Annotated in this window: 27 protein-coding genes; 24 read left to right on the forward strand and 3 right to left on the reverse strand. The window is 34.5% G+C overall.

All coding sequences use genetic code 11. From position 1 onward, the window contains the following. The first annotated feature begins 30 nt into the window (after positions 1–30). From NQ558_RS07350 to NQ558_RS07380, 7 genes are all read left to right on the forward strand, one after another. Positions 31–477: a WYL domain-containing protein gene (locus tag NQ558_RS07350; protein ID WP_005364007.1), complete on the forward strand. Its 447-nt coding sequence runs from the start codon at positions 31–33 to the stop codon at positions 475–477. Continuing rightward, a complete protein-coding gene (locus tag NQ558_RS07355) occupies positions 474–632 on the forward strand; it encodes a hypothetical protein (protein WP_005364008.1) in 159 nt (52 codons plus the stop codon). Before NQ558_RS07350 ends, NQ558_RS07355 begins: the two co-directional genes overlap by 4 nt. 63 nt (positions 633–695) lie before the next feature. Then, a complete protein-coding gene (locus NQ558_RS07360) occupies positions 696–1,370 on the forward strand; it encodes a hypothetical protein (RefSeq protein ID WP_005364010.1) in 675 nt (224 codons plus the stop codon). Positions 1,371–1,799: 429 nt separating this feature from the next. Then, positions 1,800–1,937, forward strand: a complete 138-nt coding sequence (locus tag NQ558_RS07365; protein ID WP_005364013.1) for a hypothetical protein — start codon at positions 1,800–1,802, stop codon at positions 1,935–1,937. A gap of 13 nt (positions 1,938–1,950) precedes the next feature. Then, positions 1,951–2,337, forward strand: coding sequence for a GNAT family N-acetyltransferase (locus NQ558_RS07370; protein WP_005364014.1), 387 nt, complete (start codon positions 1,951–1,953; stop codon positions 2,335–2,337). Between the two features lie 356 nt (positions 2,338–2,693). Further along, positions 2,694–2,918, forward strand: coding sequence for a metallophosphoesterase family protein (locus NQ558_RS07375; RefSeq protein WP_005364015.1), 225 nt, complete (start codon positions 2,694–2,696; stop codon positions 2,916–2,918). After that, entirely contained in the window at positions 2,912–3,097 is a 186-nt protein-coding gene (locus NQ558_RS07380; RefSeq protein ID WP_156775013.1) for a metallophosphoesterase family protein, read from the forward strand. The genes NQ558_RS07375 and NQ558_RS07380 overlap by 7 nt, the downstream gene beginning before the upstream one ends. A 140-nt stretch (positions 3,098–3,237) precedes the next feature. On the opposite strand, the gene NQ558_RS07385 is transcribed toward NQ558_RS07380, so the two are convergent. Beyond that, positions 3,238–3,786: a transposase gene (locus NQ558_RS07385; protein ID WP_005364016.1), complete on the reverse strand. Its 549-nt coding sequence runs from the start codon at positions 3,784–3,786 to the stop codon at positions 3,238–3,240. Positions 3,787–3,863: 77 nt separating this feature from the next. On the opposite strand from NQ558_RS07385, the gene NQ558_RS07390 reads away from it, so the two are divergent. The 4 genes from NQ558_RS07390 (at position 3,864) to NQ558_RS07405 (ending at position 6,379) form a co-directional block, all read left to right on the forward strand. Continuing rightward, entirely contained in the window at positions 3,864–4,301 is a 438-nt protein-coding gene (locus tag NQ558_RS07390) for a tyrosine-type recombinase/integrase (protein ID WP_341271142.1), read from the forward strand. Between the two features lie 183 nt (positions 4,302–4,484). Beyond that, positions 4,485–5,000 (forward strand): hypothetical protein, encoded by a 516-nt coding sequence (locus NQ558_RS07395; RefSeq protein WP_005364018.1) that lies wholly within the window; start codon positions 4,485–4,487, stop codon positions 4,998–5,000. A 4-nt stretch (positions 5,001–5,004) separates the two neighbouring features. After that, on the forward strand, positions 5,005–5,223 hold the full coding sequence (locus NQ558_RS07400; protein ID WP_005364019.1) for a hypothetical protein: 219 nt from the start codon (positions 5,005–5,007) through the stop codon (positions 5,221–5,223). Between the two features lie 1,000 nt (positions 5,224–6,223). Then, positions 6,224–6,379, forward strand: a complete 156-nt coding sequence (locus NQ558_RS07405; protein ID WP_005364020.1) for a hypothetical protein — start codon at positions 6,224–6,226, stop codon at positions 6,377–6,379. 542 nt (positions 6,380–6,921) lie between these two features. On the opposite strand, the gene NQ558_RS07410 is transcribed toward NQ558_RS07405, so the two are convergent. Then, the gene (locus NQ558_RS07410; RefSeq protein WP_005364022.1) at positions 6,922–7,134 is read right to left on the reverse strand and encodes a helix-turn-helix domain-containing protein; all 213 of its coding nucleotides are present in this window, start codon (positions 7,132–7,134) and stop codon (positions 6,922–6,924) included. Positions 7,135–7,334: 200 nt separating this feature from the next. Between NQ558_RS07410 and NQ558_RS07415 the strand changes: the two genes are divergently transcribed. From NQ558_RS07415 to NQ558_RS07450, 8 genes are all read left to right on the forward strand, one after another. Beyond that, the gene (locus tag NQ558_RS07415; RefSeq protein ID WP_005364023.1) at positions 7,335–7,640 is read left to right on the forward strand and encodes an MscL family protein; all 306 of its coding nucleotides are present in this window, start codon (positions 7,335–7,337) and stop codon (positions 7,638–7,640) included. A 124-nt stretch (positions 7,641–7,764) separates the two neighbouring features. Then, positions 7,765–10,395 carry a glycoside hydrolase family 16 protein gene (locus tag NQ558_RS07420; RefSeq protein ID WP_050750999.1) on the forward strand — a complete coding sequence of 877 codons (2,631 nt, stop codon included), beginning with the start codon at positions 7,765–7,767 and terminating at the stop codon, positions 10,393–10,395. A 347-nt stretch (positions 10,396–10,742) separates the two neighbouring features. Continuing rightward, entirely contained in the window at positions 10,743–12,020 is a 1,278-nt protein-coding gene (locus tag NQ558_RS07425) for an ATP-binding protein (protein ID WP_005364027.1), read from the forward strand. A 58-nt stretch (positions 12,021–12,078) separates the two neighbouring features. Beyond that, a complete protein-coding gene (locus NQ558_RS07430; RefSeq protein ID WP_040447408.1) occupies positions 12,079–12,555 on the forward strand; it encodes a low molecular weight protein-tyrosine-phosphatase in 477 nt (158 codons plus the stop codon). Between the two features lies 1 nt (position 12,556). Next, positions 12,557–13,585 carry an aldo/keto reductase gene (locus tag NQ558_RS07435; protein WP_005364038.1) on the forward strand — a complete coding sequence of 343 codons (1,029 nt, stop codon included), beginning with the start codon at positions 12,557–12,559 and terminating at the stop codon, positions 13,583–13,585. Between the two features lie 177 nt (positions 13,586–13,762). Further along, positions 13,763–14,611, forward strand: a complete 849-nt coding sequence (gene thyA / locus NQ558_RS07440; RefSeq protein WP_005364040.1) for a thymidylate synthase — start codon at positions 13,763–13,765, stop codon at positions 14,609–14,611. Positions 14,612–14,699: 88 nt separating this feature from the next. Continuing rightward, the gene (locus NQ558_RS07445) at positions 14,700–15,188 is read left to right on the forward strand and encodes a dihydrofolate reductase (protein ID WP_005364041.1); all 489 of its coding nucleotides are present in this window, start codon (positions 14,700–14,702) and stop codon (positions 15,186–15,188) included. A 142-nt stretch (positions 15,189–15,330) separates the two neighbouring features. After that, positions 15,331–16,596 (forward strand): peptidoglycan-binding protein, encoded by a 1,266-nt coding sequence (locus tag NQ558_RS07450; RefSeq protein WP_005364042.1) that lies wholly within the window; start codon positions 15,331–15,333, stop codon positions 16,594–16,596. Positions 16,597–16,678: 82 nt separating this feature from the next. On the opposite strand, the gene NQ558_RS07455 is transcribed toward NQ558_RS07450, so the two are convergent. Then, positions 16,679–17,314: an endonuclease III domain-containing protein gene (locus NQ558_RS07455; RefSeq protein WP_005364043.1), complete on the reverse strand. Its 636-nt coding sequence runs from the start codon at positions 17,312–17,314 to the stop codon at positions 16,679–16,681. A gap of 268 nt (positions 17,315–17,582) precedes the next feature. On the opposite strand from NQ558_RS07455, the gene NQ558_RS07460 reads away from it, so the two are divergent. From NQ558_RS07460 to argS, 5 genes are all read left to right on the forward strand, one after another. Next, positions 17,583–18,662, forward strand: a complete 1,080-nt coding sequence (locus NQ558_RS07460) for a carbamoyl phosphate synthase small subunit (protein WP_005364044.1) — start codon at positions 17,583–17,585, stop codon at positions 18,660–18,662. Continuing rightward, a complete protein-coding gene (gene carB / locus NQ558_RS07465) occupies positions 18,655–21,852 on the forward strand; it encodes a carbamoyl-phosphate synthase large subunit (RefSeq protein ID WP_005364045.1) in 3,198 nt (1,065 codons plus the stop codon). The genes NQ558_RS07460 and carB overlap by 8 nt, the downstream gene beginning before the upstream one ends. Before the next feature lie 109 nt (positions 21,853–21,961). Next, entirely contained in the window at positions 21,962–22,789 is an 828-nt protein-coding gene (locus tag NQ558_RS07470; protein WP_005364046.1) for a serine/threonine-protein kinase, read from the forward strand. 55 nt (positions 22,790–22,844) lie between these two features. Continuing rightward, positions 22,845–24,074 (forward strand): UTP--glucose-1-phosphate uridylyltransferase, encoded by a 1,230-nt coding sequence (locus NQ558_RS07475; RefSeq protein ID WP_005364048.1) that lies wholly within the window; start codon positions 22,845–22,847, stop codon positions 24,072–24,074. Further along, positions 24,074–25,840 (forward strand): arginine--tRNA ligase, encoded by a 1,767-nt coding sequence (gene argS / locus NQ558_RS07480; protein WP_005364051.1) that lies wholly within the window; start codon positions 24,074–24,076, stop codon positions 25,838–25,840. Before NQ558_RS07475 ends, argS begins: the two co-directional genes overlap by 1 nt. The last annotated feature ends 167 nt before the right edge of the window (positions 25,841–26,007 follow it).

Raw genomic sequence — 26,007 nt, forward strand, 5'->3', positions numbered from 1 at the left:
TCTTCAATAAAAGAAAATAGAAGGGGCTGGATGTTACTTTTCAAGAAAGTGGCATCCAGTTTTTTATTAGAAATTGATTTGATGACAGACGTTACAATTAATCGAGCGAAAGCTGTTACAAAAGAGGAAGTCGGACTTTTAGAATTAAATGATCTATTTGAATATAGAATGGAAAATCCGTATATGTTCACAGGTAAGGTTGAGAGAGTAAGAATACGTATAGATGCAGATCAATTCACACAGGTTGTGGATTGGTTCTCAGATCGCTTTAAGGTTGTAGGATACGATGTGGACGAAAACAAGTATTTTGATATAGAACTCAAAGTAAATCTCAATAGTTTTACTTTTTGGGTATTGCAATATAGCGGATGTGTAGAAGTTCTTGACAGAGGGAAAAAAGGCGAGAAATCCTATAGAAATAAGATTAAAGAAACATTGAAAAAAGCATTGGAAAAGTATGAGAAGGATGAGAGATGAAGATAGTTAGTCTGAATATCAATAGTTTTGGTGGTGATGGTGAATCATTTGAAGAAATGAAGAAAAATCTTGTAAGAAAAGATTATGGCGGGAATTTAACAAAGGAATGTAAATACCAAAGAGGAGAATTTGCCCTCCTTTTTCTCCTCCTCTGAAATCTTGTAAGTAGTATATAATAGTATATATAGAATCAAAATCAAGAAAGAGAGGTTAACGTAATGATAGTTTTCGACAATTGGAAATTCAGAGAGATATTGAAAAGCATAGTAGAGAAAAAGGAACTTAATGGAGATAGGATATATTCTAAACAACAGTTATATATGCGGATAGGTGAAGCACTGCATGTATCACCGGACACAGTCAAATATTGGCAGAGGGATAAGTCCAGTGGACCAGATCCTAGAGACCCAGAGCTTTTGAAGAAATTGGAACATTATTTAGGATATCCTACTAGTGCTTTGCAAAAGAAGATAAACATAGAGGAAGAGGAAACGGAGGATAAGAGAGTGAAAAAAATAAGTGAATTTCAGAAACAGCAGATTATGGATATTTATGAAGCGTTAAAAAAATATGTGAGTGAGATGGATATAGAAAATGAAGATGAATACTACAGAATCAGAGCTGTGATAGAAAGAAAGAAACTGGTTCTTCCGGAGACAATATTTAATGCGATATTGCAGTTTATGGACAATGTCGTTGAGAAATATGTGTTTGAAGCGGAATATCCAGCTTTTACCGAAGAAGAAGCAGAATATGAGAATGGTGTGATGAACATAAAAACAGATGCAGCGTTTAATAAGCTGATGAGTCAGTTCTTAGAAAGACTTCAGGAGCTGGATGAAAAAATAGACCATTTTGCTGTAAACGAATTAAAAGATTATCTTTTAGGATGATTTTTTCGAAAGAATCGATTTGTGCGGATTTAAAAGCTAATCAATATTGTAAAATGGTTGAGTGTAGTAATACATTTGTAGCTGCAAAGGTATTTTTGAGGTCCTCGGGTGACTGAGGGTATATTTGAGAGTTCAATTTTAAAAGACGTTTCTGTTTTTTATTTTAGTTGGATTGGTGGAAGAGGAAGGTGAAAAGAATTGGAGCGAAAATTTAGTTCGGATTTAGAAATACCCAAATATCTCAAACGGAAAGAAAATGATATATCTAAAGCTAATAAGAAGTCAAAACACAAGCATCAATATGAAGAATGTCTAATTAGATATAAATGGAATTGGGATGAACACAAAATTCATACATCACTTAACAGCTATTGTACTATCTGTGGGAAGATCAATGATAAAATAAAAAATTCTATTGTAATAGATTATATGCAAAAAGTAGACACACCAGTGGGGAAACACTATAGACAGATTTCAGAAGATGTATTATATGAAACATATCATGACAGATTACCGGTATTCTTTGTAGAAGATATATGCAAAGATAAATATGTGAATTTAGGATAAGCGGGGATTATTTATGAATACAGGAAGAAAAATTGAAACAAAAAGATTAAACTTATTGCCAGGAGTTAATATGCGTGATTCCAAGCCATTTTTGAAAATGTTACGAGAAGATGGTGATTTTCAAGGATATTGTGAAGAAGCTTGTAAAGCAGTAATAAAACAAATATTTGGAGAAGGACTATCGGCAGATCATAATCAAATCACGGTAGATAGATTGTATGCAACGATACTTGCAGAGAATACACCAGCAGTAGAATTGTTGAAAAAGATTGGATTTCACGGAGATAATCCAGAAGATGGACCGATTTTAGTAATGCAAGAATTTTTGGATGAAGATAAGGAAATTAATATATGTTCCGTTATTAAGATGATCTATGAAGAGAAATCAATGTGTACATAACATCAATATCGTTAAAAGAGATGAAGAAAACATAGAGGTGAAAAACGTATGAAATATCGACAAAAAATAAGATGAATTCACATAGATTTTACAGTTTTGGAAATCACAGGGGTGGTATGAGCGCACCAAAATCGATAGGATGCTAGATGAATTTGAAAAGTTTTATACTGAGATTGAAGAAATATAAAATCTGTTTTTGGGATAATTCGTTGAAAGACTATCAAAATGGTAGATTCACAATTTTGCCGGAATGGGATGAGTAGGGATAAAAAAGAAGAAAAGCAAAGATATTTTGAAAAAAACTTCCGTGACTAGTATTGGTGAATTGATGATTAAATGAAAGAAGGTTGAATTATATGAAATATTATATCAGTGATTTGCATTTGTTTCATGAAAATGCAATTAAATTTGATCATCGTCCATTTGAATCTGTACAGGAAATGCATGAAGTGGTCCTGAAAAATTGGAATGGTCGGGTGACGAATGGTGGTTTTGTATATCTATTAGGTGATATGAGTTTGCGAGGAAAAAACGAAGATCTGATTGCTTTTGTGACGCGTCTAAAAGGAAAAAGGTGCTGATTAGAGGCAACCACGATGATGTGTCTGATTACAGGTATCAACAGTCATTTACTGAAATTTGTGATTATAAAGAAATTTATGATTCAGTTGGAAAAGAAAAATATGGATTGGTATTATCTCATTATCCGATAATATCGCCAAAAGGATGCCGACAGCTATTGTTACTCACTTCAAATTAGGTGTATATGAGTGGCAAGATCAGTCGACATTATTTAAAGCATAATAGAAAGAGGTGCGGATATGAAAGAGATATACAAGGACTATTTGTTTGAAAAGCATATTCTTGTCAGTGATGAAGAGAAAGAAGAAAAGTTACAGCTTAACACATCGGGGAAAGCCCGATTGTACTGGTCAAGCATTTTTTATTTTTGCAGTCGACAGTAAAATTTTGATTTAAGAGATTGTCAAAGATTTTATTCTTTTTTCCAGTCTTGTATCCCAGTTTAGAATGCATGATTACGGCACATAAATTTAATTCTTTATTCATGTATTTGTACATAGTGGTATTGCTTAATTCATAGCCATAACGTTTGATGAAAATACGCATAGCCCTATAGCCTATAACACGTTTATTATTATAGTATACATATTTTATAAGTTCAAAAATGTGTTCCAAACGTTTGTGATGTTCACGCTTGGTATCTTTTTCGTTAAGAAGCTGATTTAATCTTCGTATTTCCTTTGCGTCATTAGACTCGGATGTTGTATCGGTGGTATAAAGGCATTCTTCCCTGTATTCATTAGCCCACTTGCTAACGGAACTTTTTGCAACATTAAATTCAACAGCAAGTTGATGTATTGATTTGTCGCCTACCATATAGGCTTTAACGACTTCTTTTTTGAAGTCTTCGCTGTAACGTACTGACATAGTGATGTCCTCCTTATTTAAGTAATATTATAATATATTATTCGAACAAGGTGTTACAAATTTAGTTTACCACTACAGTGGCACAGATATTTCAGGAAAACATTGAGGACAGAAATGTACCGAAAGTGGAAAAATCCATAGATGGATATAGCGGATTCCTGTTTTACGATGATAATGGAATACCACTTGTGGCAATGCACTGGCAACATCGTTTCAATCATATTGTTGGCAGATACAATGACATTTACCGGGTGCAGATGCCAAATATTACACCTCATGTATGCCGACACACCTATTGCTCCAATATGGCAAAATCGGGAATGAATCCAAAGACATTACAATACCTCATGGGGCATTCGGATATATCGGTCACAATGAATGTGTACACGCATATCGGATTCGATGACGCTGAGGAAGAATTGAAACGGATGGAAGAGTTTAGAAAGGCACAGGCGGAGATAGAGAAGAAAAACGATGTCAAAGCGGTATCGCAGAAAATGTTTAAAGTAGTGTAGTAATGCTACGCAGCAGAGACGCTCCGGCTTCGGCTGGAGCTTTTTAATATTTCCAAAAGTGGAAGTAAGTAGAAATAATATTCCAAAAGTTCTTGCTATACCTTAATGAATTTGGTATTATAATTCCAAAAGTGGAAGTAAGTAGAAATAATATTCCAAATAATTAACAAGGAGGATACTGCAATGGAAGAAAAATATGTATCTGTGAAACCGACGACAACCATTATTACTTTATTTGAACGAATTGTTGAAATGGAAGGAGGAGTAGAAGGCTTTGACAGACAAGCTATTTTTAACAGGGTACTACTGTATAGCAAAGATTTGACAGATAATCAATTGATTGCTGCAGCAAAAAAGGTAATAAGTGTTGAAGAAAGGGATGATTTACCTACTTCATTAAAAGTTCGAACCAATTGTGAATTATTAGATGATGTGGTAGAACGATTCAAAGATGTATTTAAGATTTCTAGAGTAAAGTCGCCGTTTCTTATGAGAGTAACATTGACAGCCTATTATAATTATCTTGTTGAAGGCAATAAGAATGAAGTAGAGGCAGAAGAAGTTAAATTAGGTGATTTGAGAGCGGACGAAGTTAGTAGGCTTGTTCGTCTGAACAAATACCTTAATCTGCTTATACATACTGATTCTGTAAGTATCGAAAAGATAAAGAAAATTGATCAAATTATGAAGGAGGATTGATTATATGATGACTATACATGAATTATATGATTATGTTATTGAAAATTACGGGAAAAGGAAATGCTGGATTTCAGACCTTGCAACTACATTGAATATATCCCGTGAAGACGCAAACTATTTGACATTTTTTCTGGGCTACCGGAGGGGAAAAGAAGGCTTGATAAAATCGGAAATCCAATTTATTTCCGATGCAGGAGTAAAAGCTATCTATGCCAAAATATAAAGGAGAAAAGCAAAACTGTTTGTGAGAATTGCGGATAAACAGGAAATATGCGAATGGATATGCCTTGGAAAAGAACATTGTGTGATGATTGTTATGAGAATTACCTGCAAAAAATTTAAGCAAAGAAATAGGGGGGATTATGGACTATATTGATAAAGTTGTTAGTGGTGTAAATAAGATGGAATTCGAACAGTTTGTGAAAATGGAAACTTTATGACTTCTTCTTTTGGGGCAACTATTTCCAGAATAGCATCGATACAGTGTCAAAATGGTTCGATGAAAGAAGATTTTCGATTAACTATGACCTGTTAAAGGAGGGGAAACGAAACTATAATGAAAACCCTTAGTAGTAGGAATTTTCCTTTTACTACTATTTCTACTACTAACAGGTATTCACAACTTGCTAAATTATGCTATAATTTGCCTTATTAACACATAAATAAATGTTAAACCAATATCTCGGAAATATCTGCAAAACTGGGCTTTTTCGTGCAAAAAGGAGCAATCAATTACTATGATTAGAGTTTTATTTATCTGCCACGGCAATATACTAACATAGGCAATGAAGGTGGCTTAAATAAAGGGATTTAAAGGATTACGTTTTTTATTTACTTCAAATTTACTTCATTATTTTCAAAAAACACTCTTTTTTAATAAATAATTATCAATTTTTACATATATTTTAAAATATAATATTGTACAATTATTTATAATTTGGATACAATAAAAATGAGAATATAAGTTGTCAGGAAGGAGAAATTCATAGGGCACCGAAAGTATTAGAGATAAACAGTTTATTAGATACATTACAGGATGAAGATTATAATACGGTAATAAGTTTCATAAAATTTCTTTCCAATTCTAGAAAAAAGGAAAAAGCAGAAAAGAGTGTAGATACATTAAAGGAAATACAAAACATGTTTTCTGACGATAAGGGATGGGGTTCAGAGGAAAGTATGATTGAAGATATGGCTAAATTCAGAAGGGAAAGATTAGGATTATGAAAATAATGCTTGATACAAATGTATTGATTTCAGCACTGATATTTGGAGGACAGGCTGGAAGACTACTTTCAAAGTTGTTTTTATCAGAGCATGAATTGTTGGTTTCAGAATATGATGATGAAGAATTTCAAGCAAAGTTACAACAAAAGTGACCAGCAAAAGCTGAAAAGGTTTATCAGTGTTATAGAACTTTAAATATTAACTTTTGTAAAAGTACAGATAAGGTATTGGGGCATTTGAGAGACGAAAAGGATATCCCTGTATTGAGTGATGCAATATATAATAAAGTGGATATAATATTAACAGGTGATAAGGATTTCTTAGAGGCTAATCTAACTAATCCATTAGTATTTTCACCATCTATGCTCTATGAATATTTAAATAAAGAGTGACGAAATGAGGTATACTGTATTGAATTGAAGTACAGTATGCCTTTTGTATTAATTAATAATTGGGAGACAGGAGTTATTTCCTGTCTCCTATTTTATTGAAAAAATTTGGAGGAAAAAATGATAGAAGATATTTATAAAAACATTGTGTATTCATCAGAATACATGTAGGAAAAAGCAAAAGAAGTAGATGAATACATAGACGGAGTATTAAACAATGATAGACGTAGTTTAGATAATAATGAATATGAGAAAAAAAGAGATTTGCTTTTTGGAGTTGCCAATAAAGCAGAAGAGTCGCTATATTAATTCTTTAGTACATAATCAACAGTAGTACCTAAAACATTGCATACATTAACAAGTGTGGTAAGGGAGATTTTAACCTTACCATTTTCTATGTTACTAATATGGCTGGTATTCACTTTAACAGAAGATGCAACAAATTTCTGAGTAAAACCTTTGTGTGTCTGTATTTCTTTTAATTTCTTGCCAATAGAATCGAAATCAATATCCTTCATGAAATCACCTCAAATTATATGATATATAATTGTAATATTTTTATAGCTGTAGTATAATAATCCAAAACTATAAAAAAGTTTGGCTACAGAGTAAAAACAAGCAGAAAGGAGAGAAGATAAGGGTTATAGAAGCAATTATTTTGATAAAAATGATACCCCAAAAGATTTGTTTGGAGCAACTAAAATGGAAGTAAAAAGTTATGCCGGTTATTACACTTCTTACAGGAAAGATTGATTTTAGCAATCTGTTTATTGCACTTGACGGTGGCAGTTATAAAACTTTGGCTGAGGCACAAAAAGCCGGGGCAGCAACACTTAATTATGGAACATTTATTTCAGGACTTATAAACTTTTTGATTATGGCATTTGTAGTATTTATGATTGTGAAGTTTATGAATAAATTAAGAAGAAAAGAGGAACCTGCTCCAGCTACAACAAAGATTTGCCCACATTGCAAATCAGAAGTACATATTGGTGCCAAAAGAAAAAGTTATTATAATAATTAAAACGTCTTTATAAAATTTGAATACCACATAAAAATACAGACCATTTAAAGAAAAAATGAATATTCATATAATTAAAAGGCAGTATAGCGAGATTATTTCCGTAAGGGAAAAGAAAGGAAGGATTATGAAAGAATTTTTTAGTATGGGAAGAACTATGAAAAAATTAATTTCTGTTGTAATGTCTCTGGCATTGTTGCTTACTTCAGCAGAAGTAATTTTTTCAGGTAGTGATGTAAAGGGAGCAGCGGCAGAAGTTGTTTCATCAATGGATTATTATTCAACAAATGATGGACCAACAATTACACATTCAGGAGTTGGTACAGTCAGCTATGGATTTGTAATGCCAAAGTTTAACGGAAAAGCCAGTAGTGAACTTTCCATTGCAGATGTGGAAAAAGACATTCAGGTTTATGTTAAACAGGAAAACGGAACAAATGGTGAATGGAAAAAAATTGAAGATGTAAGTTACTTTAAGTGGAATGACACTTGGGCATGGGAATATCAGTCATGGGGTGGCTGGGTTTGCTGGATGAAACTTACAGAAACAACATATTTCCGTTTCCATGGAAAAACAAATAACATAAATCTTGATTACAAATTGGAACTTAACAAACTTTCAAAGTATAAGCTTACAAGTATTTCTACAACAGAAACAAATATTCAGGCAGATACAACAGGTGGTTCAGCTACACATTGGGGAGCATGGACATTTAATGGAGACAAGAGTATCAAGTATGAACAGATTCAGGATGATGTTAACATTACAGTAGACAACAATGACGGAAAAGGATTTGTTCAGTTTTTAGGCAATGCAGCATCAGGATTTCTGTGGGATCAGAACTTTGGATATTACTCAGATGGTGATGGTGGATATTGGTTTACAAATATCAGTTGGTCATTTACGTTAAGATTTGCATCAAAGTCAAATCCAAATGTACATCAGGATGTAAAAGTTACATATACAAAGCCAACCAGATCAAATTACAAAATCACAGCATATAATGGCACATCATACGATGCAAGCACAAGTGGTACAGCATCAGTTGGTATTCCACTTCCAAAAATTGGTGGAACAGAAGCTATAAAAGATGATTTGGATTTATTTAAATACGAAGTTAAGGTAGATGGAAAGTGGATTCCACTTACAGATGTTGCAGCCTGTGGATGGGTATATGAAGGAAGTGGTTACAACAAATATTCACTAAGCAGTCAGTGGGGTTATTTTGTTGATCATGTTTATGGACTTTGGCTCCAGCCTGTAAGACAGGATACAGAAATAAAAGTCACATATCCTATTGATGGTAAAAAAGGTGGAGATGCAAGCAATAACTATGTATTGTATACAATTAAAGGAAATACATCTTATAAGCCAACACTTCCATCAGATATGTCAGATATTAAAGTAAATGACAATTCAAATGCATATACACCGGCAGGTTGGAAGATGATTTTCAATGATGAATTTGATGGTGCATCTCTTGACACAAGCAAGTGGTCATATGATGAAGGATTCTTACTTAAAGAAGACGATATTAACACAGCCGGTTGGGGAAATCAGGAACTTGAATACTACACAAGAGACAATGTATCAGTAAAAGATGGTGCATTAAATATTCTTATGAAAAAGCAGTCAAAGGTATTTACAGAAAAAGGTGATCCATCTAAGAAAGCAACTGCTCAGTATTCATCAGGAAAGATTACAACAAAAGATAAATTCTCAGTGAAATACGGACGAGTTGATTTCAGAGCAAAAATGCCTACAGGTACAGGCATATGGCCTGCTATGTGGATGCTTCCAAATGACTCACGTTATGGTTCATGGCCATTATCAGGTGAAATAGATGTATTTGAAGGACGTGGAAGAACACCAAATATGGTATTTGGTACATTACATTATGGTGCACAGTGGCCAAATAATATTAATACATCAGATGCATTTAACATAACACGAGATGGTAATAAAAAGACAGGCATTGACGACTGGCATGTATACAGTGTTCAGTGGGATGCTGAAAATATTAAGATTTACTGTGATGGCAAATGCTATTTCAAATGTACATATGGTGAGTGGTATTCAGGCTCAGACAGAGGAAATGCATATGCACCGTTTGACCAGAGATTTTACCTTATTTTAAATCTTGCAGCAGGTGGAACATTTGACAGTGGTTATGTACCTGACAGCAGTTTTACATCAGGAACAATGTTAGTTGATTATGTTCGTGTTTACCAGCGTATGGTTAAGGCAGGAGAAGACGAGAAGGCAGACAAGAATGCAGGAGTTTCTACAAATGGAGCAAAGGATGGTCTTTATGGAGATTATAAGATTGGGAAAGGTGTAACACCGGTTACTCCAGAAACAACAAATCCAAGTGAAACAAAACCTGAGGGAACAACAGCTTCAGGTGAAACAAAACCTGAAGGAACAACAGCCTCTCCAACAACAAAGAAAATACAGAAAAAGACTCCAAACAAAGCATTAAAAACAACAGTTGTAAAGAAAGCAACAAAGAAGAAAAATGCAAATAAAATCAGGCTTTCATTTAGAAAAGTTAAAGGTGCTAAAAGATATCAGGTACAGGTTTCTAAGAATAAAAAGTTTACATCAGTTATTGTAACAAAGACAGTAAAGAAATATAAAAAAGTAACAATTTCTAAAAAAGCATTTGAAAAGAGAAAGAAACTTTTTGTACGAGTTAGAGCCGTTGGCTGCAAGAAGTGGTCAAAACCTAAAAAAGTTAGAATTTTAAAGAAATAATAATTAAAAGATAAAGTAGACCGTTATATTATAAAAATTTCATTATAATGATGAAGTTTTGGCTCTTTGTCAAGAGCGGGGGTAAAAAGATTTTTTACACAGTTGTGAACCATTGTTCACAACTGTGTTTTCTCTTTTAAGGAAAGCCTTGATTTTATTGGGGTTCTTGGAGGGAAGCATAGAATTTACACCTTATTTATACCTTTGGAAGACTGGATCGGAATAATTAAAAAGTTGTCATAATTCAATTGGTCAAAAAATAATACTACACTCAAAATTAATTAAAAAATCAATCGTAAAAAAATACAATTGATTTTTTGCGCATTTTTGCATATAATATAATCATTATGGTTGGAAAGGGAACGATTACTATGCGTGAAACAAGAATATTAGAATTCAAGGAAATGATTACGAATACTTTTTTGAAAACAGTTAGTGCCTTTTCGAATTACAATGGTGGAACAATTCTTTTTGGGGTTGATGATAATGGAAATGTGAAAGGATTGCCAGATGTAAAACAGGCCTGTCTGGATATCGAAAATAAAATCAATGACAGTATATCACCTCAACCAAACTATACACTCGAAATACAGAATAATGATCAGACGATAAAACTTACTGTAAAAAGTGGTCTTCAAAAACCGTATTTATATAAATCAAAAGCATACAAACGAAATGATACAGCAACGATAGAGGTAGATACATTAGAATTTTCAAGGCTTGTATTAGATGGAAAAAATATTAGCTTCGAAGAATTACCTTGTAAAGATCAGGAGCTATCTTTTAAAATTTTACAGTGTAAACTGAAAGAAAATATTTACATTGAAACTTTCAATCAAGATACTTTAAAGACATTGAACCTGTATGACAATATAAATGGTTATAATAATGCAGCGGGACTTTTGGCAGATAAAAATCATTTTTCAGGAATTGATATTGTTAAGTTCGGTGAGAATATCAGTATTATTCAAAAAAGAGTAACGTTTGAACATATATCGGTTTTAGAAATATATGAAAAAGCACTTGCTGTATTTAGAGATTATTATCAATATGAAGTAATACAGGGGGCTGACAGAAAGATGGTGGAGAAAATACCGGAAGCAGCTTTCAGAGAAGCAATTGCAAATGCTTTGATTCATAGGGTATGGGATATTAATTCACACATCAGAGTTTCTATGTTTGATGATAGAATAGAAGTAGTGTCTCCTGGTGGATTGCCGGCTGGAATAACGGCAGAAGAATATTTATCAGGTAAACTATCTATTTTAAGAAATAGAAATCTTGCAAATGTATTTTACAGACTGGGATTAGTAGAGATATTTGGAACAGGAATTACACGAATCAAACAACTGTATGCAGAGAGTTTGATAAAACCAGAATTTGAAGTGTCAGAAAATGCTATAAAAATTGTACTACCGATATTTGAAACGAATGTCAATTTAACCGAAGACGAAAAAGTGATTTACAAATTTTTAAGTAAGACGATGCTGAAACCAATAAGTGAAATTGCACCATATGTCCCATTTGGCAAATCAAAAACAACACAATTACTGAAAGCTATGGAGAAAAAGGGTGTGATTGCAGTTGAAGGAAAAGGCAGAGGAACAAAATATATCATTAAGTGATTGAGAACATAGCGGGTTCAAATTACACAATCTTTCAATAACACAAGGAGAAAATCATATGATAAAAATTTTATTTTTATGCCACGGCAATATTTGTAGATCAACTATGGCCCAGTATGTCCTTCAGGACATGGTTAACAACCAGGGCATTGCTGACCGTTTTTACATTGATTCGGCAGCCACAAGTTATGAAGAGATTGGCAACGGAGTTCATCCGGGAACAAGAAATAAATTAAAAAGTGAAGGCATTCCATGTGGTAATCACAGAGCAAGACATATGGAGAAGAGTGATTATAACGAATTTGACTATATTATTGGAATGGATAGTGCTAATATTAGAAACATAGGAAGAATTGTAGGAAATGACCGGGACGGAAAGGTTTACAAGTTACTACATTTTGCAGGAGAAGAAAGGGACATAGCAGATCCTTGGTACACAGGAAATTTTGATGCAACTTATGATGATGTGTTAAAGGGATGCACAGCTCTTTTAAATGAAATATTGGACGCAGAGAAATTCACAAAGGAGAATTGATATGAAGGAGATTACTTTAGGAAAAACAGGTATTAAAACTCCACAGAACGCTTTTGGAGCTTTGCCTATTCAGAGAGTTACAATGGATGAAGCTGTAAAGATTTTGCAGAGAGCATATGAGGGTGGAATGACTTTTTTTGATACTGCAAGAGCTTACAGTGACAGCGAGGAGAAACTGGGACAGGCGTTTGAGGGAATGAGAGATAAGATTTTTATTGCCTCAAAGACATTGGCGAAAACTCCTGATGAGTTTTGGAAGCAACTTGATACATCTCTGACTAATTTAAAGACTGATTATCTTGATATTTATCAGTTTCACTGCGTGCCACAGTGCTACAAGCCGGATGATGGAACAGGTATGTATGAGTGTATGCTTAAAGCTAAGGAACAGGGAATTATTAAGCATATTGGAATTACTGCCCACAATATTGAAACGGCTTTTCAGTGTGTTCAGTCAGGACTTTATGAGACTATGCAGTTTCCTTTCAGTTATCTTTGCTCTGAAAGAGAGATTGAGCTTGTTAATTTGTGTAAGGAAAAGAATGTTGGCTTTATAGCCATGAAAGGCTTGGCAGGAGGTCTTATTCACAATTCTAAAGCTGCCATGGCTTACATTTCAAAATACGACAATGTTCTTCCAATTTGGGGCATTCAGAAGATGAGTGAGTTGGAAGAGTGGCTTAAGTTTATGGATGAAGAGTCGGTTTGGGACGATGAAATAAGTGAATATATTGAAAAAGAGAGAAAAGAGTTAGTCGGGGATTTCTGCAGAGGATGCGGTTATTGTATGCCTTGCCCTAAGGGAATAAAGATTAACAACTGTGCAAGAATGTCTCTTATGCTTCGTCGAGCACCTTCAAAAGAATGGTTAACAGAAGATATGCAGAAGGAAATGATGAAGATTGAGGATTGCATTAATTGCGGACAGTGCAAGAGCAAGTGTCCTTACAAGCTTGATACACCTGTTTTGCTTAGAAAAAATCTGGAAGATTACAAAAAAGTTCTGGCAGGCGAAGTTAAGGTGCAATAAAAAAATTGACAGACAAAGTTAAAGGTCAGTAAAAAGTTTAAAAAAAAATTTTTAATCAATGTTTTTTATTTTATTTATAATATGTTATACTATTGAAAAGACAAACAAAAGTAATTGCAGAATGTTTCAAGTTGTTCTGCAATTATTTTTTAGTAATAAATTGATTGGAGAGTGGATATGAGTTACGCAGATAAAATATTTGTTGATATGTGTAGGAATATTTTGGATAATGGTACAGATACAAAAGGCGAAAAGGTTAGACCTAAGTGGGACGACGGATCTTTTGCATACACTATTAAGAAGTTTGGTGTAGTTAACAGATATGATTTAAAGAAGGAATTTCCGGCTATTACACTTAGAAAGACAGGCTTTAAGAATTGTCTTGATGAACTTCTTTGGATTTGGCAGAAGAAGTCTAATAATGTACATGATTTAAACAGCCATATTTGGGATGCATGGGCTGACGAAACAGGTTCTATTGGAAAGGCTTACGGTTATCAGTTGGGAATTAAGCATCATTATAAAGAAGGTGATATGGATCAGGTTGACCGTGTTTTATATGATTTGAAGCACAATCCATATAGCAGAAGAATTATGACTAATATTTATAATCATGAGGATTTGCATGAAATGAATTTATATCCGTGTGCATATAGTATGACTTTTAATGTTACAAAGAATGAAGAAACAGGCAATCTTGTGCTTAATGGTATTTTAAACCAGCGTTCACAGGATGTTTTGACTGCTAACAACTGGAATGTTTGTCAGTATGCAGCGTTAATTCATATGTTTGCTCAGGTTAATGATATGGAAGTCGGCGAATTTATTCACGTTATTGCTGATGCACATATTTATGACAAGCACGTTCCTTTAATTGAAGAGTTGATTACAAGAGAGCAGCATCCGGCACCTAAGCTTTGGATTAATCCGGAAATTAAGAATTTCTACGATTTTACAGTAGATGATTTGAAACTTGAAGATTACGTTACAGGTCCACAGATTAAAAATATTCCTGTAGCTGTTTAACAAGAGCTTGATATTTTGACAATACAATCACACAAAGTTTTAGTATAAATATTATGCTTGTTAGTGAATTTATGAAGGAGAAAACATAATGAATTTAATTGTAGCAGTTGATGAGAATTGGGCTATTGGTTATAACAATGAGTTACTTGTAAGCATTCCTGATGATATGAAGTTTTTTAGAGAAACAACAACAGGCAAGGTTGTTATTATGGGAAGAAAGACTTTGGAAAGTTTTCCGGGAGGTCGTCCATTAAAGAATAGAGTGAATATTGTTATTACTAAGAAAGAAGATTATGAAGTTGACGGAGCAGTTGTTGTTCACAGCGTTGAAGAAGCAGTGAAGGAAGCTTCAAAATACGACGAAAATGACGTTTTTGTAATTGGTGGCGGAAGTATTTACAAAGCTATGCTTCCATACTGCAATACAGCTTATGTAACATATATTAATCAGGCATATTCAGCAGATACTTTCATACCTAATTTGGATAAAGAGGTTGACTGGGTTTTGGCTGATGAAAGTGACGAAAATACTTATTTTGATATTGAATATTTCTTTAGAACATATAAAAGAAAATAATTATTAAAATACATATCCGGGCGTGTCCCAAGGTCGTTTTTCCACCATTGTGTAAACACAGGTGGGAAAACGGCCTTTTGACATTGTAATATAATTTTGTTATCTGCATATATTATAAAGATTAAGTTTGTATGGTAATTTTATGTTAATAAAAATGCAGGTAGGAGAGCAGGACAGAGGTGAGTTGCAGGTTAATGTAACGGATTCTGACAATGCTCCCATTAGGGATGCAAGGGTAACTATCAGTGAGCCTGAAACAGCCATTAATCCCAACAGTCCCATTGAAAGGCTTGAAACGGATGTTTCCGGGCAGACTCAGATTGTGGATTTAAATACTCCACCATTGGAATATAGTCTTAATGAAAATAATGAGAATATGCCTTATGCCAATTATAATATTCAAATTGAGGCACCGGGCTATGAAACGGAAAATATTAGTAATGTGGAGATTTTGCCTGATTCACTATCACTTCAAGATGTGCGTATGAGAAGGCGTGAAGGTGAACAGGTGGAGAATATAGATATTGATCCCCATACCCTTTATGCTGAGTATCCGGAAAAGATTCCTGAGGACGAAATTAAAGATGTAAATGAACCGGGGGAAATTGTTTTAAGCAGAGTTGTTATACCTGAATATGTTGTGGTTCACAATGGAACGCCTTCAAGCAATGCAAGGGATTATTATGTAACATATAAAGATTATATTAAAAACGTGGCTTCATCGGAAATATATGCAACGTGGCCTAGGGCAACTATTGAGGCAAACGTGCTTGCAATTATGTCATTTACCTTAAACAGGGTTTACACTGAGTGGTATAGAAACAAAGGCTACGATTTTACCATTACATCCTCAACGGCATATGACCAAAAATGGATTTATGGAAGAAATATTTTCCAGTCTATTGATGAGGTTGTTGACGAGATTTTCAACCAATATCTTTCAAGACCTGATGTAAGGCAGCCAATTCTTACTCAGTATTGCGATGGAAAAAGAGTTACCTGTCCTAATTGGCTTAGCCAGTGGGGGTCCTGCAATTTAGGTGAGCAGGGCTTTGGAACGTTAGAAATTATACGAAACTATTATGGCGATGATATGTATATTAACACTGCTGAACAGATTTCAGGCATTCCTGCATCATGGCCCGGCTACGATCTGACTATAGGTGCAAGTGGTCAGAAGGTTATGCAGATGCAGGAACAGCTAGATACCATTGCCAGAGTTTACACAGCCATTCCAAGAGTTTCAGCAGATGGAGTTTTCGGTGAAGGTACTCAGGCTTCGGTGAGGGCATTCCAAAAGATTTTTGATTTGCCACAAACAGGGGAGGTAGATTTTAGTACGTGGTACAAAATATCTCAGATTTACGTTGGCATAACAAGAATAGCAGAAGGAATCCCCAGAGGATAAAAATAAAGAAGCATATTCATTTGCCATATTTTTTCAAAAAGATTGAAAAATGCAAAGTGGATATGCTCCTTTTTATAATGTTTTATTTTATATTCTTTTTACACACATCATTTAAACAGCAACGGTCGCAATGAGGTGCTGTTCTAGCAGTACAGATTTCCCTTCCGTGATATACAAGTCGGTGGCAGAAGTCACTGCCTTCCTCGGGAGGGATAATTTTCCAGAGAGCCATTTCAACTTTCTTAGGCTCCTTAATGTTGTCTACAAGTCCCATTCGGTTTACAAGTCTTATGCAGTGAGTGTCAGTTACAATGGCAGGCTTGCCAAAAACATCACCCATTATAAGGTTGGCACTTTTTCGTCCAACTCCCGGAAGTTTTAATAATTGGTTAAAGTCGTCAGGAACTTTGCTGTCAAATTCATCTCTAAGCATTCTCATGCAAAGACTAATATCCCTAGCCTTGCTTCTTCCAAGACCGCAAGGTCTTACAATTTCTTCAATTTCGCTAACATCAGCGTTTGCCAAAGCATCAATTGTTGGAAATTTCTCGTACAAATGAGGCACTACAACGTTTACTCTTGCGTCAGTACACTGAGCAGCAAGTCTTACGCTTATTAACAATTTCCAAGCGTCATTGTAGTCCAAAGTGCAGTCTGCGTCAGGGTATTCTTCTTTTAATCTTTCTATAATAATTTTTGCTAATTCTTTTTTTCTCATAAAGTCTCCGTTTCAAATTGATTAATTACAAAAAATATTATAACATAGTAAGTAGAATTGTTAACAGATTTATATGTATGAATTTTAAATCAAATTTAAAATCAGATAGTAATTTACTTTATATTTTTAAGTATTAAAAAAAATCTAAATTGTTTTAGATATTTTGTTGAATTACGTCACTTTTTTTGGTATAATCTTTACAATTTGAGCAAAAATATTGAAAGATACTTTGACTCACTTAATGAAATGAAGAAAGGAAGACACATTTATGAACGCTTTTCTAATCTTAGAAGACGGTACAGTTTTCAAAGGAACATCTATTGGATCAACAAGAGAGATAATTAGTGAAATCGTATTTAATACATCAATGTGGGGTTATTTAGAAGTATTAACTGATCCTTCATATGCAGGTCAGGCAGTATGTATGACTTACCCATTGATTGGTAACTACGGAATTTGCCACGAGGACATGGAATCACTTAGACCATGGCCGGACGGATATATTGTTAACGAACTTAGCAGAATGCCAAGTAACTTTAGAAGTGATGATACTATTCAGAATTTCTTAGAAGAACATGATATTCCTGGTATTGCGGGAATCGATACAAGAGCTTTAACAAAGATTCTTCGTGAAAAAGGAACAATGAACGGAATGATTACAACTAACGAGAATTACAACCTTGACGAAATACTTCCTAAGATTAAGGAATACAGAGTAACAGGAGTTGTTAAGAAAGTTAGTTGCACTGAAAAGAAAGAATTAAAGGGAGATGGATTTAAGGTAGCTTTATTAGATATTGGTGCAAAGAACAATATTGGAAAATCTCTTAACGAAAGAGGTTGTGACGTTACTATTTATCCATGTGACACACCGGCAGAAGAAATTATTGCGTCAAACCCTGACGGAATTATGTTATCTAATGGTCCCGGGGATCCAAAAGAGTGTGAATATCAGATTGAACAGATTAGAAAATTATACAATACAGATATTCCAATTTTTGCAATCTGCCTTGGACATCAGCTTATGGCACTTGCTACAGGAGCAGATACAAAGAAGATGAAATATGGTCATAGAGGTGGTAATCACCCTGTTAAAGACCTTGCATCAGGACATGTATACATATCTTCACAGAACCACGGATATATGGTTGACGGAGAGACAGTAAATCCTGAAGTTGCAGAAGTAGCTTTCATAAATGTAAATGATAAAACCGTAGAAGGTTTAAGATATAAAAACAAGAGTATTTTTACAGTTCAGTTCCATCCGGAAGCATGCCCTGGTCCACAGGATTCGGACAGACTGTTTGACGAATTTATTCAAATGATGGAGGTGAAGAAGAATGCCTAAAGATCCAAGAATTAAGAAAGTTTTAGTAATAGGTTCAGGTCCAATCGTTATTGGACAGGCTGCAGAGTTTGACTACGCAGGAACACAGGCCTGCCGTTCTTTAAAAGAAGAAGGTTTGGAAGTTGTACTTGTAAACTCTAACCCGGCAACAATTATGACAGATAAGGATATTGCAGATAAGGTATATATTGAACCACTTACTGTACCTGTACTTGAAAAGATTATAGAAAAGGAAAAACCTGACAGTATCTTACCAACACTTGGTGGACAGGCAGGACTTAACCTTGCAATGGAAATCGCAGAAACAGATTTCCTTGAAAAACATGAATGTCGTCTTATTGGTACAACATCAGAAACAATTAAGAAGGCAGAAGACCGTCTTGAGTTTAAAGAGACTATGGAAAAAATCGGTGAGCCATGTGCTCCATCTTTGGTAGTAGAAAATGTTGAAGATGGCATTGCATTTACTAACAAAATCGGTTACCCGGTAGTTCTTCGTCCGGCTTACACATTAGGTGGTAGCGGCGGTGGTATCGCTCACAACCAGGTTGAATTAGTTGAAATCCTTGAAAACGGATTAAGACTTAGCCGTGTAGGTCAGGTTCTTGTTGAAAGATGTATTGCAGGATGGAAAGAAGTAGAATACGAAGTTATGCGTGATAGTGCAGGAAACTGCATCACAGTATGTAACATGGAAAATATTGATCCTGTTGGTGTTCATACAGGTGACAGTATTGTAGTTGCTCCATCACAGACTTTAGGTGATAAGGAACATCAGATGCTTCGTACATCAGCATTAAATATTATTAATGAATTAAACATTACAGGTGGATGTAATGTTCAGTACGCACTTCATCCTGAAAGCTTTGAATATTGTGTAATCGAAGTTAACCCTCGTGTAAGCCGTTCATCAGCTTTGGCTTCTAAGGCTACAGGTTATCCGATTGCAAAGGTTGCAGCAAAGATTGCGTTAGGTTATACACTTGATGAAATCAAGAATGCAATTACTAAGAAAACATATGCAAGTTTTGAACCAACACTTGACTATTGTGTAGTTAAGATTCCAAGACTTCCATTTGACAAATTTATTACAGCCAGCAGAAAGCTGACAACACAGATGAAGGCTACAGGTGAAGTAATGAGTATCTGTAACAACTTTGAAGGTGCTTTAATGAAAGCTATCCGTTCTTTGGAACAGCATGTTGAATGCCTTATGGATTATGATTTTACAGAACTTACAGATGATCAGTTAGAAGATCAGCTTCACGTAGTAGATGATAGAAGAATCTGGGTTATTGCTGAGGCACTTAGAAGAGGCGTAAGCTATGACAAAATTCATGAAATCACAAAGATTGATAAGTGGTTTATTGATAAGATTGCTATTATCGTTGAAATGGAAAATTCACTTAAGAATGAACCTTTAACACCTGAATTATTAAAGGCAGCTAAGAGAATTGAATTCCCTGACACAGTTATTAGCAGATTAACAGGCAAGTCAGAAGACGAAATTAAGCAGATGCGTTATGATAATAACATTGTAGCTTCTTACAAGATGGTTGATACATGTGCAGCAGAATTTGAAGCTGCAACACCTTACTATTATTCAGTATATGGTGGTGAAAACGAATCAGTAGAAACTAATCCGCCAAAGAAGGTACTTGTACTTGGTTCAGGTCCTATCAGAATCGGACAGGGTATTGAATTTGACTTCTGTTCAGTACATTGTACATGGGCATTTAAAGAAGAAGGTTATGAAACAATTATTGTAAATAATAACCCTGAAACGGTATCAACTGACTTTGATATTGCTGACAAGCTTTATTTTGAACCATTAACACCGGAGGATGTTGAAAATATTGTAAACATTGAAAAACCTGACGGTGCAGTTGTTCAGTTCGGTGGTCAGACAGCCATTAAGCTTACTGAAGCACTTATGAAGATGGGCGTTCCTATTCTTGGAACAAAGGCAGAAGACGTAGATGCTGCAGAAGATAGAGAATTATTTGATGAAATCCTTGAAAAATGTAGTATTCCAAGACCTACAGGTGGAACTGTATTTACAGCAGAAGAAGCTAAGGAAGTTGCTAACAGATTAGGATATCCTGTTCTTGTAAGACCTTCTTACGTACTTGGTGGTCAGGGAATGCAGATTGCAACATGTGATGAAGAAGTAGAAGAATTTATGGAAATCATCAACAGAATTGCTCAGGATCATCCAATTTTGGTAGATAAATATTTACAGGGAACAGAAGTTGAAGTTGACGCAATTTGCGACGGCACAGACATTCTTATTCCTGGTGTAATGGAACATATTGAAAGAGCCGGAGTTCATTCAGGTGACAGTATTTCAGTTTATCCTGCATACTCACTTTCAAAAGAGATTATTGATACAATTGAAGATTACACAGAAAAGCTTGCACGTTCACTTCACGTAAAAGGTATGATTAACATTCAGTTTATCGTTTGTGACGGTAAGGTTTATGTAATCGAAGTTAACCCACGTTCATCAAGAACAGTTCCATACATTAGTAAGGTTACAGGTATTCCAATTGTAAAACTTGCTACAAAATGTATTATTGGACATACAATTAAGGAAATGGGTTACAAACCGGGATTACAGCCTAATGCAGATTACATTGCAATTAAGATGCCTGTATTCTCATTTGAAAAAATCCGTGGCGCAGAAACAAGCTTAGGACCTGAAATGAAGTCAACAGGTGAATGTCTTGGTATTGCAAAGACATTTAACGAAGCACTTTACAAGGCATTCCTTGGGGCAGGAGTTGTTCTTCCAAAACATAAGAAGATTATTATTTCTGTTAAGGATGCTGATAAGCAGGAAGTTGTTCCACTTGCACAGAGATTTGAAAAGCTTGGATATGAAGTTTATGCTACAAGAAGTACAGCAGATGTATTACGTCAGAATGGTGTAGATGCAATTAAGGTTAACAAGATTCATCAGGAAGCACCAACAGTTATGGACTTACTTCTTGAACATAAGATTGATATTGTTATTGATACACCAACACAGGGACGTGATAAGAACCGTGACGGTTTCTTAATCAGAAGAACATCAATCGAAACAGGTGTTAACTGCTTTACAAGCTTAGACACAGTTGATGCATTACTTACAAGCTTAGAAAGCAATGCAAAAGAAAACTTAACATTAGTTGATATTGCAACCATCTAAGATTATTAGTGGACCAAGGTCTTATTTCACCTGTGATTACACAATGGTGGGATAATGACATTGTAATAAAAAAAGCCTTGGAGAGAAACACATCGGAAAGGTTGTGTTTATGGCAGATATTATAAATAATATTGTTGGAGGAAGATATTATATACTTGAACTTATAGGCAGAGGAGGAAGTGCTATTGTCTACAAGGCAAGGGATATTCACAATGGTGGAATTTATGCTCTTAAGAAGTATATAACATCTGATCCTGCCAACAGAAAAAGATTATTGGAAGGAATGGAAAGAGAACTTGAAGTTTTAAAGAACTGTACTCATCCGGTCCTTCCAAAAATTTTTGACTTAATAAAGATTGAAGATGCATTTTTTCTGGTAATGGAATATATAGATGGGATTGATTTAAAGAAATATGTGGATGAATATGGAACATTATCTACAAAAATGCTTATAAAAGTTATGGAACAGGTATGCAGTGGCTTTTATTATCTTCATAGTTTGTCGCCGGCAATAGTTTATAGAGATTTAAAGCCGGCTAATATTATCTTGTGCAAAGATGGAAGAATTAAGCTTATTGATTTTGGCATAGCAAAAAGATACAGAACAGATATTGATGTGGATAAGCTTGCCTTGGGAAGTAAGGGCTTTGCGGCACCGGAGCAGTTTGGTGATAGCAAAGGGAAGGGGCTTTATAATACTGACATTAGGGCAGACATATATGGAATAGGTACAACAATGTACTATTTAAAAACTGCAAAAACATATAATTCAGTGCCAGGCAGTAAATCACTTTACAGTTTTAAAGACTATTTTAAGACAAGCCATAAACTTAGAAAGATAATAAAAAAATGTACAAAGAATAATCCTGATTTAAGATATCAGAGCTGTATTGAAATACTTTGCAGCATTAAAACCTTGCATATTATTGGAAAATAATTTATTCTTTATAGTATGAAAATATGAAAAAATGGGAAGCCAATGGAGGTAATGAATGAATTTACAGGAAACAAAAGCAAAATTGGAAAAGTATAATCAGTCTCAGTTATTAAAGTATTATGATGAACTTGATGAAAACCAGAGACAGTCTTTATTAAAGCAGATAGATGAAATTGATTTTGATTTGCTTAAGTTAATTGAAGATGGCGGAAAAGAAACTGAAAAAGGTGTTATCACACCACTTGACGATGCAGTAAGCATTGCTGATATTGAAGCAAATAAGGATAAATACACAGCTATAGGTACAGAAGCAATTAAAGAGGGAAAAGTTGCAGCTTTACTTTTAGCAGGTGGAATGGGTACAAGACTTGGCTCAGATAAGCCTAAGGGAATGTACAATATTGGTCTTACTAGGGACGTATATATTTTTGAAATGCTTATTAAGAATTTAATGGATGTTGTTAATCAGACAGGTGCGTGGGTTCCACTTTATATTATGACAAGTGAAAAGAACAACGATGACACAGTTAAGTTCTTTGAAGAAATGAACTATTTTGGTTATGATAAGAATTATGTTGATTTCTTTGTACAGGAAATGGCTCCTGCAGCATCTTTTGATGGCAAGATTTTCTTGGAAGATAAAGATAGAATTTCAACATCACCTAACGGCAATGGCGGATGGTTTATTTCATTTGTTAAGGCTGGTCTTTGCGAAAAGGCTAAGAAGGCAGGAGTTGAATATATTAATATTTTTGCAGTTGATAATGTTTGCCAGAGAATGGCTGATCCTTGTTTCGTGGGTGCCATGATTGATGGCGGATACCGTTCAGCAGCAAAGGTTGTTTCTAAGGCTACACCTGAAGAAAAGGTTGGTGTACTATGCTTAGAAGATGGAAAGCCATCTATTGTTGAATATTATGAATTAACTGAAGATATGAGATACCAGACTAAGGCAGACGGAGAGCTTGCATACAAGTATGGTGTTATCTTAAATTATTTATTCAACATTGAAGATTTAGAAAAGAATATGAAAAATAATCTTTCAGTTCACATTGTAAAGAAGAAGATTGCTCATATTGATGAAAATGGTAATGCAGTAAAACCTGAAACTGAAAACGGATTCAAGTTTGAAACATTAGTACTTGATATGGTACATATGATGGATAATTGTCTTGCTTACGAAGTTGTAAGAGAGAAAGAATTTGCACCTATCAAGAATAAAACTGGTGTTGATTCTGTTGAATCAGCCCGTGAATTACTTAAATTAAACGGAGTAACATTATAATGAAAAAATTATTAGAACTTATTACAGAAGAGTTTGAAAAAGCTTTTGAACAGAATGAATATGACAAAAAATTAGGCAAGGTTGTTGTATCTAACAGACCTGACCTTTGTCAGTATCAGTGTAATGGGGCAATGGCAGGTGCAAAGCTTTATCACAAGGCACCTATTATGATTGCCAATCAGGTTGTTGAGTCATTACAGGACAATGAAATGTTTGAATCAGTTGAAGCAGTTATGCCGGGATTCATTAATATTAAATTAAATAGTGAATTCGTAGCTAAATATCTTAACGATATGAAGGAAGCTGACAAGTATGGATGCGAAAACAAGGCGCCTGAAACTATTGTAATTGATTACGGTGGAGCTAATGTAGCTAAGCCTCTACATGTTGGACATTTACGTTCAGCAGTTATTGGTGAAAGTGTTAAACGTATTGAAAGATTTATGGGTAATAAAGTTATTTCTGATGTTCATTTGGGAGACTGGGGACTTCAGATGGGACTTATTATTACAGAGCTTGAATGTCGTAAACCTGATTTAGTTTATTTTGATGAATCATACACAGGAGAATACCCTGAAGAGGCACCATTTACAATTTCTGAATTAGAAGAGATTTATCCATGTGCCAGTGCTAAGTCTAAAGTTGATGAAGAGTTTAAAGAGAAAGCACATCAGGCAACATTAAAGCTTCAGAGTGGATATGCCCCATATACAGCTATTTGGAAACATATTATGAAAGTTTCTGTTGAAGATTTAAAGAAGAATTATGGAAACTTAAATGTTGATTTTGATTTATGGAAGGGTGAAAGTGATGCTCAGCCATATATTCCAGGACTTATTCAGGATTTAATTGACAAGAAGTTAGCTTATGAAAGTCAGGGAGCTTTAGTTGTTGACATTTCAAAGGAAGATGACACAAAGGAACTTCCACCATGTATCGTTAGAAAGTCAGATGGCGCGGCTTTATATGCAACATCAGATCTTGCAACAATTATCCAGAGAGAACAGGATTACAAGCCTAACCACTATATTTATGTAGCTGATAAGCGTCAGGAATTACATTTTACACAGGTATTCCGTGTATCTAAGAAAGCTAACATTGTAGACGAAAATACTAAGATGGAATTTTTAGGTTTCGGTACAATGAATGGCAAAGACGGCAAGCCATTTAAAACAAGAGATGGTGGTGTAATGCGTCTTGAAAACCTTATTGCACAGATTAATAAAGCTGTATACGATAAGATTATGGAAAATCGTACAGTAAGTGAAGAAGAAGCTAATAACACAGCTAAGATTGTAGGACTTGCAGCACTTAAGTATGGCGATTTGTCAAACCAGGCATCAAAGGATTATATCTTTGACATTGACAGATTTGCTTCATTTGAAGGAAATACAGGTCCATATATTCTTTACACAATAGTACGTATTAAATCAATTCTTGAAAAATACAAAGCTGAAAGCGGAAACGCAGATGTAAACCTTCCTGTAATCAACACAGACAATGGCTCACAGATGCAGTTAATGCTTGAAGTAGCTAAGTTTAATGAAATAATTGAAAATGCAGCAGAAGAACTTGCTCCACATAAGATTTGTTCATATGTATACGATTTATCTAATGCATTTAACAGATTTTATCATGAAACAAAGATACTTGCTGAAGAAGATCAGACTAAGAAGGCAGGATACATTGCATTAATCAATCTTACAATTAATGTACTTGAACAGTGCATAGACTTGTTAGGATTTAGTGCACCTGACAGAATGTAGTGGAAAGAAGAGCAGTGGAATAGAGAAAAATATAAGAATCAATCTTGTAGTTGATTACATTATTGTAATTAATTGGCTGCAGGGTTGATTTTTTTGTGTAGTGGGGGACATTAAAAAATCCCTACAGCTTCAATAAAAGAAACTGTAAGGATTTTTATTTTCAATAA

Source organism: Eubacterium ventriosum (assembly GCF_025150745.1).
GTDB classification, from domain to species: Bacteria; Bacillota; Clostridia; order Lachnospirales; family Lachnospiraceae; genus Eubacterium_G; species Eubacterium_G ventriosum.

Excerpts from the sequence above, each read along its gene's own strand:
- NQ558_RS07350 (WP_005364007.1), top strand. The coding sequence starts at position 31 with ATGTTACTTTTCAAGAAAGTGGCATCCAGTTTTTTATTAGAAATTGAT.
- NQ558_RS07355 (WP_005364008.1), top strand. The coding sequence starts at position 474 with ATGAAGATAGTTAGTCTGAATATCAATAGTTTTGGTGGTGATGGTGAA.
- NQ558_RS07360 (WP_005364010.1), top strand. The coding sequence starts at position 696 with ATGATAGTTTTCGACAATTGGAAATTCAGAGAGATATTGAAAAGCATA.
- NQ558_RS07365 (WP_005364013.1), top strand. The coding sequence starts at position 1,800 with ATGCAAAAAGTAGACACACCAGTGGGGAAACACTATAGACAGATTTCA.
- NQ558_RS07370 (WP_005364014.1), top strand. The coding sequence starts at position 1,951 with ATGAATACAGGAAGAAAAATTGAAACAAAAAGATTAAACTTATTGCCA.
- NQ558_RS07375 (WP_005364015.1), top strand. The coding sequence starts at position 2,694 with ATGAAATATTATATCAGTGATTTGCATTTGTTTCATGAAAATGCAATT.
- NQ558_RS07385 (WP_005364016.1), bottom strand. The coding sequence starts at position 3,786 with ATGTCAGTACGTTACAGCGAAGACTTCAAAAAAGAAGTCGTTAAAGCC.
- NQ558_RS07395 (WP_005364018.1), top strand. The coding sequence starts at position 4,485 with ATGGAAGAAAAATATGTATCTGTGAAACCGACGACAACCATTATTACT.
- NQ558_RS07400 (WP_005364019.1), top strand. The coding sequence starts at position 5,005 with ATGATGACTATACATGAATTATATGATTATGTTATTGAAAATTACGGG.
- NQ558_RS07405 (WP_005364020.1), top strand. The coding sequence starts at position 6,224 with ATGAAAATAATGCTTGATACAAATGTATTGATTTCAGCACTGATATTT.
- NQ558_RS07410 (WP_005364022.1), bottom strand. The coding sequence starts at position 7,134 with ATGAAGGATATTGATTTCGATTCTATTGGCAAGAAATTAAAAGAAATA.
- NQ558_RS07415 (WP_005364023.1), top strand. The coding sequence starts at position 7,335 with ATGCCGGTTATTACACTTCTTACAGGAAAGATTGATTTTAGCAATCTG.
- NQ558_RS07420 (WP_050750999.1), top strand. The coding sequence starts at position 7,765 with ATGAAAGAATTTTTTAGTATGGGAAGAACTATGAAAAAATTAATTTCT.
- NQ558_RS07425 (WP_005364027.1), top strand. The coding sequence starts at position 10,743 with ATGGTTGGAAAGGGAACGATTACTATGCGTGAAACAAGAATATTAGAA.
- NQ558_RS07430 (WP_040447408.1), top strand. The coding sequence starts at position 12,079 with ATGATAAAAATTTTATTTTTATGCCACGGCAATATTTGTAGATCAACT.
- NQ558_RS07435 (WP_005364038.1), top strand. The coding sequence starts at position 12,557 with ATGAAGGAGATTACTTTAGGAAAAACAGGTATTAAAACTCCACAGAAC.
- thyA (WP_005364040.1), top strand. The coding sequence starts at position 13,763 with ATGAGTTACGCAGATAAAATATTTGTTGATATGTGTAGGAATATTTTG.
- NQ558_RS07445 (WP_005364041.1), top strand. The coding sequence starts at position 14,700 with ATGAATTTAATTGTAGCAGTTGATGAGAATTGGGCTATTGGTTATAAC.
- NQ558_RS07450 (WP_005364042.1), top strand. The coding sequence starts at position 15,331 with ATGTTAATAAAAATGCAGGTAGGAGAGCAGGACAGAGGTGAGTTGCAG.
- NQ558_RS07455 (WP_005364043.1), bottom strand. The coding sequence starts at position 17,314 with ATGAGAAAAAAAGAATTAGCAAAAATTATTATAGAAAGATTAAAAGAA.
- NQ558_RS07460 (WP_005364044.1), top strand. The coding sequence starts at position 17,583 with ATGAACGCTTTTCTAATCTTAGAAGACGGTACAGTTTTCAAAGGAACA.
- carB (WP_005364045.1), top strand. The coding sequence starts at position 18,655 with ATGCCTAAAGATCCAAGAATTAAGAAAGTTTTAGTAATAGGTTCAGGT.
- NQ558_RS07470 (WP_005364046.1), top strand. The coding sequence starts at position 21,962 with ATGGCAGATATTATAAATAATATTGTTGGAGGAAGATATTATATACTT.
- NQ558_RS07475 (WP_005364048.1), top strand. The coding sequence starts at position 22,845 with ATGAATTTACAGGAAACAAAAGCAAAATTGGAAAAGTATAATCAGTCT.
- argS (WP_005364051.1), top strand. The coding sequence starts at position 24,074 with ATGAAAAAATTATTAGAACTTATTACAGAAGAGTTTGAAAAAGCTTTT.